Source organism: Metabacillus rhizolycopersici (genome assembly GCF_020075705.1).
The window spans coordinates 21,955-33,894 of record NZ_JAIQUM010000035.1 but is presented as its reverse complement, the minus strand read 5'-3'; the positions used below and the strand labels follow the sequence as shown (position 1 = coordinate 33,894).

13 protein-coding genes are annotated in these 11,940 nt (G+C 37.3%); 9 read left to right on the top strand and 4 right to left on the bottom strand.

Annotated elements, in window-relative coordinates; genetic code table 11:
* Positions 1-3 precede the first annotated feature (3 nt).
* From menB to K9V48_RS15360, 7 genes are all read left to right on the top strand, one after another.
* The gene (gene menB / locus K9V48_RS15390; protein ID WP_224139925.1) at positions 4-822 is read left to right on the top strand and encodes a 1,4-dihydroxy-2-naphthoyl-CoA synthase; all 819 of its coding nucleotides are present in this window, start codon (positions 4-6) and stop codon (positions 820-822) included.
* Between the two features lie 248 nt (positions 823-1,070).
* Positions 1,071-2,546, top strand: a complete 1,476-nt coding sequence (locus K9V48_RS15385; RefSeq protein WP_224139924.1) for an o-succinylbenzoate--CoA ligase — start codon at positions 1,071-1,073, stop codon at positions 2,544-2,546.
* On the top strand, positions 2,543-3,646 hold the full coding sequence (gene menC, locus K9V48_RS15380; protein WP_224139923.1) for an o-succinylbenzoate synthase: 1,104 nt from the start codon (positions 2,543-2,545) through the stop codon (positions 3,644-3,646). Before K9V48_RS15385 ends, menC begins: the two co-directional genes overlap by 4 nt.
* A gap of 437 nt (positions 3,647-4,083) precedes the next feature.
* On the top strand, positions 4,084-5,007 hold the full coding sequence (locus K9V48_RS15375) for a metal ABC transporter solute-binding protein, Zn/Mn family (RefSeq protein WP_224139922.1): 924 nt from the start codon (positions 4,084-4,086) through the stop codon (positions 5,005-5,007).
* A gap of 131 nt (positions 5,008-5,138) precedes the next feature.
* Positions 5,139-5,891: a metal ABC transporter ATP-binding protein gene (locus K9V48_RS15370; RefSeq protein WP_224139921.1), complete on the top strand. Its 753-nt coding sequence runs from the start codon at positions 5,139-5,141 to the stop codon at positions 5,889-5,891.
* Between the two features lie 12 nt (positions 5,892-5,903).
* Positions 5,904-7,220, top strand: coding sequence for a metal ABC transporter permease (locus tag K9V48_RS15365; protein WP_224139920.1), 1,317 nt, complete (start codon positions 5,904-5,906; stop codon positions 7,218-7,220).
* Positions 7,210-8,097 carry a metal ABC transporter permease gene (locus tag K9V48_RS15360; protein WP_224139919.1) on the top strand — a complete coding sequence of 296 codons (888 nt, stop codon included), beginning with the start codon at positions 7,210-7,212 and terminating at the stop codon, positions 8,095-8,097. Before K9V48_RS15365 ends, K9V48_RS15360 begins: the two co-directional genes overlap by 11 nt.
* A gap of 131 nt (positions 8,098-8,228) precedes the next feature.
* On the opposite strand, the gene K9V48_RS15355 is transcribed toward K9V48_RS15360, so the two are convergent.
* The 3 genes from K9V48_RS15355 to K9V48_RS15345 form a co-directional block, all read right to left on the bottom strand.
* Positions 8,229-8,414 carry a hypothetical protein gene (locus K9V48_RS15355; protein WP_224139918.1) on the bottom strand — a complete coding sequence of 62 codons (186 nt, stop codon included), beginning with the start codon at positions 8,412-8,414 and terminating at the stop codon, positions 8,229-8,231.
* Between the two features lie 159 nt (positions 8,415-8,573).
* Positions 8,574-8,732, bottom strand: coding sequence for a DUF1540 domain-containing protein (locus K9V48_RS15350; RefSeq protein ID WP_224139917.1), 159 nt, complete (start codon positions 8,730-8,732; stop codon positions 8,574-8,576).
* 183 nt (positions 8,733-8,915) lie between these two features.
* Positions 8,916-9,992, bottom strand: coding sequence for a metal ABC transporter solute-binding protein, Zn/Mn family (locus tag K9V48_RS15345; RefSeq protein ID WP_224139916.1), 1,077 nt, complete (start codon positions 9,990-9,992; stop codon positions 8,916-8,918).
* A 386-nt stretch (positions 9,993-10,378) separates the two neighbouring features.
* Between K9V48_RS15345 and K9V48_RS15340 the strand changes: the two genes are divergently transcribed.
* The gene (locus K9V48_RS15340) at positions 10,379-10,942 is read left to right on the top strand and encodes a beta-class carbonic anhydrase (protein ID WP_224139915.1); all 564 of its coding nucleotides are present in this window, start codon (positions 10,379-10,381) and stop codon (positions 10,940-10,942) included.
* 30 nt (positions 10,943-10,972) lie between these two features.
* Here the strand turns inward: K9V48_RS15340 and yidD are convergent, their stop codons facing one another.
* Entirely contained in the window at positions 10,973-11,209 is a 237-nt protein-coding gene (yidD, locus tag K9V48_RS15335) for a membrane protein insertion efficiency factor YidD (RefSeq protein WP_224139914.1), read from the bottom strand.
* 202 nt (positions 11,210-11,411) lie between these two features.
* On the opposite strand from yidD, the gene K9V48_RS15330 reads away from it, so the two are divergent.
* Positions 11,412-11,885 carry an S-ribosylhomocysteine lyase gene (locus tag K9V48_RS15330; RefSeq protein WP_111618045.1) on the top strand — a complete coding sequence of 158 codons (474 nt, stop codon included), beginning with the start codon at positions 11,412-11,414 and terminating at the stop codon, positions 11,883-11,885.
* The last annotated feature ends 55 nt before the right edge of the window (positions 11,886-11,940 follow it).

Genomic DNA, 11,940 nt, shown 5'->3' with positions numbered 1-11,940 from the left:
AGTATGACAATTGAATGGGTTATAGAGCGTAAGTACGAAGAGATTATTTATTCAACATATAATGGAATTGCAAAAATTTCAATTAATCGTCCACACGTACATAATGCATTTACGCCAAAGACAGTAATGGAATTAATAGATGCATTTGCTTATGCACGTGATGATCAGAACGTTGGTGTCATCATCTTAACTGGTGAAGGTGGCAAAGCATTTTGTTCAGGTGGAGATCAGAAGGTTAGAGGACATGGTGGTTATGTTGGAGAAGACCAAATTCCACGTTTAAATGTTCTTGATTTACAACGTTTAATTAGAGTTATTCCAAAGCCTGTTATTGCGATGGTTGCTGGCTATGCAATTGGTGGAGGTCATGTGTTACATATCGTTTGTGATTTAACAATTGCCGCAGACAATGCAGTATTTGGACAAACTGGACCTAAGGTTGGTAGCTTTGATGCTGGCTATGGTTCTGGCTACCTTGCTAGAATTGTTGGTCATAAAAAAGCGCGTGAAATTTGGTTCTTATGTAGACAATACAGCGCTGAGGAAGCATTGGATATGGGCTTAGTAAATACAGTTGTTCCTCTTGAGCAATTAGAGGAAGAAACAGTGAAATGGTGTGAAGAAATTTTAGAGAAGAGCCCAACGGCTATTCGTTTCTTAAAAGCAGCCTTTAATGCTGACACAGACGGTCTTGCTGGAATCCAACAATTTGCTGGAGATGCGACTTTACTTTACTACACGACAGATGAAGCAAAAGAGGGCCGTGACTCATTTAAAGAAAAGCGTAATCCGGACTTTAAACAATTCCCTCGTTTCCCTTAATAAGCGAGATAATATTTTGTGAAACAGCTTGATGGTTTAGTACACATCAAGCTGTTTTTATTCATTTAAGGATAAGAGTATAAGTTTTTTGATCGTAGTTTTCGTGTCTAGCGCAAGCGGCCTAGCCCCTCGGGGTCATAAGTCACACATGAATTGTGAAGGCAAAGAACGCCTTCTATTCATGTGCGTCTGATGTCTGCCTTAGGCTGGACAAGGTGCTTGCGCTTTTCTTATTTGGAGGTGTAAAAATGAATCAACAAATGCCTAACTGGTTAAAGCAACGTGCAGAACTAACACCAGATCGCCTTGCGGTAAAAACAACGTCTGAACAGGTGACCTTTCATCAACTTCACAGAAGAGTTCAATTTCGTGCGCAACAGTTATCATTATCTGGTGTGACCAAAGGTGAGCATGTTGCGATTTTAATGAAAAATAGTATTGATATGATTGAAACGATTCATGCTGTGATGTCAATCGGAGCAGTTGCGATTATGTTAAACCTACGTCTGACACGTCAAGAATTGATGTGGCAAATTCTTGATGGGGAAGTAGTGCATGTCATTTGCAACGGGGAACTTAAGGAGAAAATTAGTAATGGTAAGAATTCGCTACATATCATTATAAATGAGGAGTTGCCGCAAGAAAATGCGAATGTCGAGCTTTATGAGCTAGATTTCCAGGCGAATCAAGTGGCGACAATTATGTATACATCTGGTACAACGGGTCATCCAAAAGGGGTCATGCATACATTTGGAAATCACTGGTCAAGTGCGGTCGGTTCAGCTTTGAATTTAGGATTACTACCTACAGATCGCTGGCTCCTAGCTGTCCCACTTTTTCATATAAGTGGCTTATCAATCGTCATGCGAAGTGTTATTTATGGAATGGGAATTGTTTTACATGAGCGCTTTAATGCAACTAAAATGAATCAAGCGATTATGAATGATAAAGTTACGATTGTCTCTGTTGTTACGACGATGCTTCAACAGATGTTAGATCAACTAGACAAGCAGCGATATCCTGATTCGTTTCGATGTATGCTAGCGGGAGGAGGACCAGTGCCGAAAAGTGTGCTTGAGGAATGTCAAAATCGAAAGATCCCAGTTTATCAAACCTTTGGGATGACGGAAACTGCTTCACAAATTGTGACATTAACTCCAGAGCATAGCATGACGAAGCTAGGATCGGCTGGAAAACCATTGTTTTCTTGTCAGGTTAAAATCGTAAAAGATGGAAAAGAGTGTATTGCGAATGAAGAGGGAGAAATTTTAGTTAAGGGGCCTAATATAACAAAGGGCTATTGGAAGAGAGACGATGAAACGAAAAAAGCTCTCCAAGACGGTTGGTTACATACTGGTGATCAAGGTTATATAGATGATCAAGGCTTTTTATATGTTCTAGATCGTCGTTCAGATTTAATTATCTCTGGTGGAGAAAATGTCTATCCTGCCGAAATTGAATCAATATTACTATCCCATCCAAAAATAAAAGATGCGGGGGTAGTCGGTGTAGAGGACAAAAGATGGGGACAGTCCCCATACGCATTTGTTGTGTTACATGAGCAACTCATGAAAACAGATATTATTGAATTCTGTCAAAATCAGTTGGCAACTTATAAAGTTCCTAAAGATATTACTTTTTTAGATGAGCTTCCACGAAATGCTGCAAATAAACTACTGCGGAGAGCATTAAAAGAACGAGTAAATAAAGGAAGGTTGCAATGATAAAGACTAAATCTGTAACGTTGTATCATATCACTCAAACGCTAAAGTCCCCCTTTATATCAAGCATCGGTCACGTAACTGATCGAGATAGTATTCTTGTAGAAATGACGGATGTTGATGGGGTTAGTGGATGGGGGGAAGTTGTTGCTTTCTCTACACCTTGGTATACCGAAGAAACGATAGCTACGTCTTTTCATTTACTAAAGGATATCCTAATTCCTTTAGTTAAAACTGAGTCAATTATCCATCCAGATCAACTCCAATCAATTTTTAAGCATGTGAAACGAAACTTTATGGCAAAAGCTTCACTTGAAGGCGCGGTCTGGGATTTATTTGCGAAAAAACAGAATAAATCTTTAGCACATGCTTTAGGTGGTGACAAAACAGAAATTGAAAGTGGCGTAGTTGTTGGTATATCCTCGATACCTAAAATGACAGAGCAAATAAGTCAGTATGTAGAAGAAGGATATAAACGTTTTAAAGTGAAAATTTCTCCTCATCAGGATATCGAGCTAATCGAAGGAATTCGCAGAAAGTTCCCAAACTTACCGTTAATGGCTGATGCGAATTCTTCTTATTCACTTAAGGATATCGATCGATTAAAAGCTTTAGATCAATTTGAATTAATGATGATCGAGCAGCCGCTAGCAGCAGATGACATCGTTGATCATGCAAAGCTTCAACAGAAGTTAGCTACACCGATATGTTTAGATGAGAGTATTGTAACAAGTGAGGATGCAAGGAAGGCAATCGAACTTGGTAGCTGTAGAGTGATGAATATAAAACCAGGACGAGTGGGTGGTTTAACTGAATCTAAAAAAATCCATGACCTTTGTAAAAATCATCATATTCCCGTTTGGTGTGGAGGAATGCTTGAAACGGGTATTTCAAGGGCACACAATATTGCACTTGCCTCACTTTCAAATTTTACAATTCCAGGTGATATTTCTTCATCGTCTAGGTATTGGGACGAAGATCTCGTATTTCCAGAAATAAAGACGGTGAACGGAAAAATCACAGTACCTTCTGGAAATGGCATTGGCTTTGAAGTCCGAAGAGATGTAATTGAAAAATATTGTGATTCTGTAACGATTATTTAAATTAACATAATCCAAGTAGAAATAGTGAATCTCGCTTTAAAGAAAAGTCATTTTTGTAGGAGGAATTTTTGAATATGATGGTAAATTTGGGGGCGAAATGTATATTTTCAAATTTGTTTTGCAACCTGGATTCCCATTATACTGATAAATGAAAGACAAACAAAAGTAATGAATAGTTTCTCTTTCTGCTCATCCCTTACTTCCAGCCGATTAGGCTGGTTTTTTTGTCGAGAAAAGAAAGTTGACAAACGTGGGATAATGCATTAGTTTTGTATTAGGGAAACTTTTTTAGGGTCGCTAATAAAAAATGTAACAGGTTAAAATAGTAGCGCATACCCTAGAATAGACGTAGGCGATCTTGTTGGGAGAGTCTAAAAAAATTTCAAATAAAAGTTGCGTTAAGGAAACTTAATTAGAGTGAGACGGAGGAGAAAATGATGAAAAAGTGGATTTTAAGTGTGGTTGTAATAGTAGGACTGTGCTTATTAGCAGCATGCGGCAGTAACCAAGCAACTAATAATGAAAGTGGAAAAATAGTCGTGACAACAACAACTGGTCAGGTTGCAGATGTCGTAAAAAACGTTGGTGGAGACAAAGTTGACGTGATCTCTTTAATGGGACCTGGTATCGACCCACATCTTTATCGTGCCTCACAAGGCGATATAAAAAAATTGAATGATGCAGAAATCATTTTCTATAACGGAGTTCATTTAGAGGGTAAGATGGAAGATATTTTTGAAAAAATGTCAAAGGGTAAGCCTACTGTTGCTGTTGCTGATTCCATTCCTGCCGATCAATTGTTAACCGTAGAGGGTTCAAACTCACATGATCCACATGTTTGGTTTGATATTCCAGCTTGGATCCATGTGGTAGATACAGTTGAACAAGAATTGACAAAGCTTTCACCAGAGAATGAAGAACAATTTAAACAAAATGCGTCACATTACAAAAAAGAGCTTGAAGAAATGGATCAGTACGCGAAAGAACAAATAGCAACGATTCCGGAAGAAAGTCGAGTACTTGTAACTGCCCATGATGCTTTTAATTATTTCGGCAATGCATATGGACTTGAAGTAATGGGGTTACAAGGATTAAGTACAGATTCAGAATATGGATTAAAAGATGTTCAAGCGCTGGTTGATACAATCGTTAAGCGTAATATTAAAGCAGTATTTGTTGAGAGCAGTATATCTGGAAAATCGATTCAGGCAGTTGTAGAAGGCGCCAAGAAACAAAATCACAATGTTGTTATTGGTGGGAACCTCTACTCAGATGCAATGGGTGAGGAAGGAACAGACGAGGGCACTTATATCGGAATGTTTAAGCATAACGTCGATACAATTGTTTCATCTTTAAAATAGAGTTTCTTAGACGATTTAAGAGGTTAAGGGTGAACAAAATTCAGAGATTGATAGATTGAGCATAATTAGCAATAGTGTTTTCAAAAAATTCTATAAATAGTAACAACATCATAAAAGGTTGGTGTTCATAAATGATTCCTGTTCAAGTAGAAAATTTAACAATTGCGTATCACCATAAGCCTGTCTTACAGGAGGTTAGCTTTCGAGTCCCAGAAGGAAATTTGATTGGGATTATTGGTCCAAATGGCGCCGGGAAATCAACATTAATTAAAGGAATATTAGGATTAATTCCGGCAGCTTCTGGGGAAGTAATGATATATGGTGAGCCATATAATAAGCAGCGTAAACGAGTAGGTTATGTTCCTCAACGTGGCTCTGTTGATTGGGATTTTCCAACGAATGCATTAGACGTTGTGTTAATGGGGAGGTATGGCCATGTTGGATGGTTTAAACGACCTAGCAAAAAGGATATTGAATTTGCCAAGGAATGTTTAGGTAAAGTAGGGATGCTTGAGTATGGAAATCGCCAAATTAGCGAATTATCAGGTGGTCAACAGCAGCGAGTTTTCTTAGCAAGGGCACTTGCTCAGGATGCAGATGTGTATTTTATGGATGAACCGTTTGTGGGTGTCGATGCTGCAACTGAGAAAGCAATCATCGCCTTACTTAATGAACTAAAAGCGAATGGAAAAACGGTGCTTGTTGTTCACCATGATTTACAAACAGTTGAGGAATATTTTGACTGGGTGCTCCTTTTAAACATGCGGAAGATTGCATTTGGACCGACAAAAGAAATGTTTACAATTGAAAACCTACAAAAAACGTATGGCGGAAAGCTTACGTTTTTACAGGATCAATCAGTTTTAATAGAAGATATTAAGTAGGAGTGAAGTGACATGCTTGAAGCAATCTTTTTACAACTTCAAAATCCGAATACACAGTGGGTGTTATTAGGTACAATGCTCCTTGGAATCGTAAGTGGGGTGGTTGGTAGTTTTACATTGCTACGAAAACAAAGCTTAATTGGTGATGCGATGGCACATTCAGCCTTACCGGGCGTATGTATCGCCTTCCTTCTATATGGATCAAAATCATTAATTTGGTTTTTAATTGGAGCGGCAATCGCTGGCTTAGTTTCTTCTTTTTTCATCCAAATGATTATCAATCACTCTCGTATCAAAGAAGATTCAGCGCTAGGTATTATTATTTCAGTGTTTTTTGGTTTTGGAATCGTGCTCTTAACCTATATTCAGCACAATGGAGCGGGAAACCAAAGTGGATTAGATGATTTCATTTTTGGGCAGGCAGCTTCAATGGTGGCTGCAGATGTAAGGTTAATTTCAATCATTGCCCTTATTTTACTAGTAATCACCGTTATTTTTTATAAGGAGTTCAAATTATTAACGTTTGATCCTCAATTTGCAAAAGGGATTGGGCTTCCTGCAAAATTTTTAAACGGTTTGTTATTGTTACTGATTGTTTGCTCTGTTGTAATCGGACTGCAAACAGTAGGGGTTGTCTTAATGGCGGCTATGCTCATCACTCCTGCCATTAGTGCAAGGTATTGGACAGATAAACTAAGTTACATGATTATCTTATCAGGATTCATTGGTGGTGTTTCAGGTGTTTTAGGTACCTTACTCAGTACGATTACCAAAGGGATGGCAACAGGTCCACTTATCATCGTAGCTGCAACTTTTATGTTCCTTGTCTCCCTTATTTTTGCCCCTAAAAAAGGAATGCTAGCGAAGGCATTGAAACAGCTGTCGTTACGAAAGAAAACTGCCGTCGAACAAATTTTGTTAAGCTTTTATGATGTTGCAGTGGATGAAAACCTCAGGGAAATAACGGAAGTTCAGCTTCTACAAAAGAGAAAGGTATCTATCAATCTACTTCATTATGCTTATGATGTTTTACAAAAAAATGCATTCATTCAAAAAGTAAGTGATAGAACTTGGATCTTAACAGAAAACGGAATTCACGCTGGTTACGAGCTTGTATTACAACAACGATTGTATGAAATGTACTTAATGCACGAGATGGATTTTGCTAATTTAAACCTTCGAACAAAAGATGATCTCAATCTTGGTTCGATATCGAATGAAACGAAGGATCGGCTTTTAACTTTATTACATGATCACGATCGCGAACCGTTGTTAATGCCGAAATCATCTAATCTTGGTGAAAAGGGGATGATGATCAATGACTTATGATGCGTGGATCATACTAACAGGATCGTTGGTTGGCATAACATGTGCAATGATCGGTTGTTTTTTAGTCTTGCGTAAGATGGCAATGTTAGCAGATGCGATTTCTCATACTGTACTGCTAGGGATTGTAGGTGGCTACTTAGTTAGTCGCAGTTTAGAAGGACCTTCAATGTTAATTGGCGCGGTTGTAGTTGGACTCTTAACAGCACTACTTGTCCAAGTACTGAGTGGGAAAGGTGTTCAAGCAGATGCCGCTATCGGTGTTGTCTTTACATCCCTGTTTGCAATTGGTGTTATTCTATTATCGGTTTTTGCAGGAAACATTCACTTAGATGTGGATCATGCATTAATGGGGGAAATCACCTTTATACCTTGGGATACAATGGAATGGAACGGAATGGATTTAGGGCCAAAAGCGGTGTGGCTTTTATCCTTCGTATTTATCATTAATTTGTTAATCATTATTTTCTTTTATAAAGAATTTAAGATTAGCTCATTTGATCCTGAGATGGCTGTAGCAATTGGGATACCAGTTTTGTTTATTCATTATTTACAAATGGGAATGCTCTCGATAACAACTGTTGCTTCATTTGATAGTGTTGGAGCGATACTAGTTGTTGCCATGCTAATTGTCCCTGCATCAACGGCCTATTTGCTAACAGATAAACTGATATCGATGTTATTTATTAGTGCTGGTATTGGTGTATTTTCTGCAATCAGTGGTTATTATGTGGCTACATTCTTAAATGTTTCGATTGCAGGTGCAATGGCGACAGTAACAGGTGTCCTGTTTGCAATTGCGTTTTTATTCTCGCCTAAGCATGGGTTACTTGCAAAGAAAAGAGCACAACGAAAGCTTTCAAAAGTAGCAAATGCCTAAGTTGAGCGATAGGAAAGTAATCATTTTTATGGAAGGCTGACACAAAAAAGTGTCAGCCTTTTTAACTGAAAAACTTAGTTTTGTGTTGGGGTACCAACTTTTACCGTTACAAGGCGCTTCCGCTTTTGTTCTTACTCCATCAGTCCATATTCAATTGCACGGTCAGCTACAAGTTCATCTACATCATGTGGCAGATCATCTAATGATCCAAATTCATAATCCCATATATTTGTAAAGGAATCTACAAACATTGGAAATGAATCAGCACCTGAATTTTTCACATCATTACGAAAGGAATTCAGTAAGCTTTCCTTCATCATAAGTTCCCCCTTTAGGTTTCCTATGACTAGTTTGTGAAAAATTATAAAAAATATGTAAAATAATTGAATAAGATTGAAAATCATTATCAATAATAGAAAGAAAAGGAACGAGTAGTTGCAGCTACTCGTTCCAGTGGTTGTTCTAATGGGAAAGGCTTATAAGTCGGTTGGTTCGAATGTTTTGCAATCAGTTTCTTCACTGCTACCAGCTTTTTTACCAGTGTTACTGATTACATAAATTGCTTCAGCCTTGCACTTATTACCTTGCCCCCAATAGGAACAGTTGTTTACTTCACAAAGTACGTCTTGTGCCATTTTTATGCCCTCCTTTGAAAAAATGAAATACATCATTAGTCTGCCATTTAATACGTGTTTCATACCTTTTTACAAGAAAAAAACGCCACAATAATATGTGACGTCCAATGTGGTGCAATGTAGCTGCTTATGTTGGTGGTGAATTACTGCCAAATTGGAAAAGTGGAAAAATACAGATCTCAATTATTTGTTTGAAAGAGCTGTTTCCAATGTTTCAAGGTTTTTCTTCATAATACTAAAATAATCTTCATTATTTTTCAAATCTTCATCGGTTACTGTTTCTAGATTGCTCAATGTCAGCGCCTCAGCACCAATTTCCGTTTGAACAATATCAGTAACATTGCTGCTTACATTTGCTTCGAAAATAATATAATGTAAATTATGTTCTTTTGCTGTCTCAATAATATTTTGTAATTCCTTTTGTGATGGCTCTTCAGTTGGGGAAAGGCCTAGTACACTTATTTGTTCAATACCGTATCTCTTTTCCCAATAACCGTATGCAGCATGTGATACGAGAATTTCCTTTTTATCTGATTTACTAATGATGTCTGTGAATGACTGATCTAAGTCTTCCAATTGTGTTTTTAACTGTTGAAAGTTTGCTTCGAACGTTTCTTTACCGTCAGGATTTAATTCAACGAGTGCATTTTTAATATTTTCGGCTAATGTAATCGATAAGATTGGATCAAGCCATACGTGAGGATCGTTGTCACCATGGTCGTGACCTGCATGTTCATCAGCATGAGCATCATCTTCATGATTTGCATGTTCATCAGTATGAGTATCGTCTTCATGATTTGCATGTTCATCAGTATGAGCATCGTCCTCGTGATCTGCATGTTCATCAGCAGGTGCCTCATCATCATGATTATTCGTTAGAAGTTCAACACCTTTTCCTGCGTCAATAAATACTACCTTTTCTTTTACTAATGCTTCCTCAATTTGTTGTACAGAGCTTTCAATTCCAACACCGGAATAAATAAAACCATTGGATTTAGCGATATCAACCATTGTTTTTGTCGTTGGTTCATATGTATGCGCGTCTGCTCCGGGTGGGAAGATGCTTTCAACATCAACCAAATCTCCGCCGATTTTCTTTGTGAAATCCTCTAGTGGAAAGATTGTTGTATATACTTTTAATTTGTTGTCAGCAGTTTCCTGCTCGTTTGTTGGTTGTTCGGAGGTGTTTTCTCCACCGCAAGCAATTAATGTAATTGCAATTAATAAAAAAATACTTATAAGTAATGCGCGTTTCTTCATTTTTCTTCTCCTTTTGTAAATCAGTATGATTCCGATTAATTGATTTTATTATATCTTAATCATTCCGATTTGAGAACCTGTTTTATGTTACTACCTGAAATAACCATCTAAAATGGTGATATAAGAAAACAAGTATTTTCGCTTCAGGGGTTTGGCGATAGACTAAGTATTTCTAGATAGATTAGGAACGTAGGTGTCTTAGCCTAATGGTTTGTTACATACTTGAACAAACATAGTATGTAACAAAAGATTCTTAAAATTGCATACCTCCTACAAAAAATAGTAATCATTGCGATTTGATCAACAGAAATTTTAACTTAAAAATAGTGAAAAAACAAGAGTTATGATATTATTAGAGAAATTAAAATTACGATGGGAGATAGAATATGGGAATTGTTACTGAAATATTAAAATATAATGAAAAATTTGTAGCTGATAAGGAATTTGAGCAGTTTGAGACATCGAAGTTACCTGATAAGAAGCTCGTCATCTTATCATGTATGGATACGAGATTAGTTGAACTATTACCAAAGGCAATGAATATTCGTAATGGTGATGTGAAAATTGTAAAAAGCGCTGGTGCTATTGTTGCACATCCATTTGGTAGTATTATGAGAAGTCTTTTGGTTGCTGTTTATGAGCTAGGAGCAGATGAAATTTGTGTTGTAGGCCACCATGATTGTGGGATGAGTAAATTAGATGCTGATTCATTTCTTTCAAAAGCAGTGGAAAGAGGAATTACTGAGGAAACATTAGAGACGGTCAGATACTCAGGTATTGATTTAGATCAATGGCTTAAAGGCTTTGATAAAGTAGAGGATAGTGTTCGTGATAGTGTAAATCAAATCAAGAACCATCCACTTTTAGCTGAGGGTATTCCTGTACATGGCTTTGTCATTGACCCTGCAACTGGTAAGCTAGACGTGATTGTAAACGGGTATGAAGGATAACATTTGAAGGAAAAAGGGATATGGGACAACTCAAATCCCTTTTTTATTTTCCCTTTTTTCTGGTACTGGATCAAATCCACCAGGATGAAAGGGATGACACTTTAAAAGCCGCTTCCCTGTTAAATAGCCCCCTTTTATTACTCCAAAACGTTGAAATGCTTCTAATCCATAATGTGAGCATGTAGGATAAAATCTGCATGTTGGTGGAGTAAGCGGAGAAATAAATTTTTGATAAAATCGTATAAGCGAGATAAACAAATGCTTCATAAAAGTAACGTCTCCTAACCATCATTTCCCTTTAGTATACTCGATTTTTAGTCATTGCCAAGCTTTTGTGCCTTGAAGTGTGATGCGCACACTATTCCTTATAGTCTAAATCCTAGTACAACTTTAAAAGTTAAAAATAATACGAATTTTCAATAATTATGTTACAATTATGATGAGAATTTTACTTTTGGGAGTGAGAAAAATGCCTTCAGTTGAAAGCTTTGATTTAGACCATAATGCTGTAAAAGCTCCGTATGTGCGTCATTGTGGCGTTCATAAGGTTGGAAGCGATGGTGAGGTAAATAAGTTTGATATTCGTTTTTGCCAGCCAAATAAACAAGCAATGAAACCAGATACAATTCATACACTTGAGCATTTATTAGCGTTTAATATCCGTGAACATGCAGAAAAATATGATCATTTTGATATTATTGATATTTCGCCAATGGGTTGTCAAACAGGCTATTACCTAGTCGTGAGTGGGAAGCCTGAGGTAGTCGAAATCATTGATCTATTAGAGGATACATTAAAAGCTGCTGTTGAAGTAACTGAGATTCCAGCTGCTAATGAAAAACAATGCGGTCAAGCAAAGCTTCATGACTTAGAAGGGGCCAAACGCTTAATGCGCTATTGGCTTGAACAAGATAAAGCAGAATTAGCGAAAGTTTTTGGATAATAAAAAAGTCGGTGTCCCTAAATGAGGGAATGCCGACTTTTTGGTTTACTTACAA

Coding starts and splice junctions, on each gene's coding strand:
- K9V48_RS15350 (WP_224139917.1), bottom strand. CDS start 8,732: ATGGCACAAGACGTACTTTGTGAAGTAAACAACTGTTCCTATTGGGGG.
- K9V48_RS15360 (WP_224139919.1), top strand. CDS start 7,210: ATGACTTATGATGCGTGGATCATACTAACAGGATCGTTGGTTGGCATA.
- K9V48_RS15330 (WP_111618045.1), top strand. CDS start 11,412: ATGCCTTCAGTTGAAAGCTTTGATTTAGACCATAATGCTGTAAAAGCT.
- menB (WP_224139925.1), top strand. CDS start 4: ATGACAATTGAATGGGTTATAGAGCGTAAGTACGAAGAGATTATTTAT.
- K9V48_RS15365 (WP_224139920.1), top strand. CDS start 5,904: ATGCTTGAAGCAATCTTTTTACAACTTCAAAATCCGAATACACAGTGG.
- yidD (WP_224139914.1), bottom strand. CDS start 11,209: ATGAAGCATTTGTTTATCTCGCTTATACGATTTTATCAAAAATTTATT.
- K9V48_RS15345 (WP_224139916.1), bottom strand. CDS start 9,992: ATGAAGAAACGCGCATTACTTATAAGTATTTTTTTATTAATTGCAATT.
- K9V48_RS15355 (WP_224139918.1), bottom strand. CDS start 8,414: ATGAAGGAAAGCTTACTGAATTCCTTTCGTAATGATGTGAAAAATTCA.
- K9V48_RS15375 (WP_224139922.1), top strand. CDS start 4,084: ATGAAAAAGTGGATTTTAAGTGTGGTTGTAATAGTAGGACTGTGCTTA.
- K9V48_RS15370 (WP_224139921.1), top strand. CDS start 5,139: ATGATTCCTGTTCAAGTAGAAAATTTAACAATTGCGTATCACCATAAG.
- K9V48_RS15340 (WP_224139915.1), top strand. CDS start 10,379: ATGGGAATTGTTACTGAAATATTAAAATATAATGAAAAATTTGTAGCT.
- K9V48_RS15385 (WP_224139924.1), top strand. CDS start 1,071: ATGAATCAACAAATGCCTAACTGGTTAAAGCAACGTGCAGAACTAACA.
- menC (WP_224139923.1), top strand. CDS start 2,543: ATGATAAAGACTAAATCTGTAACGTTGTATCATATCACTCAAACGCTA.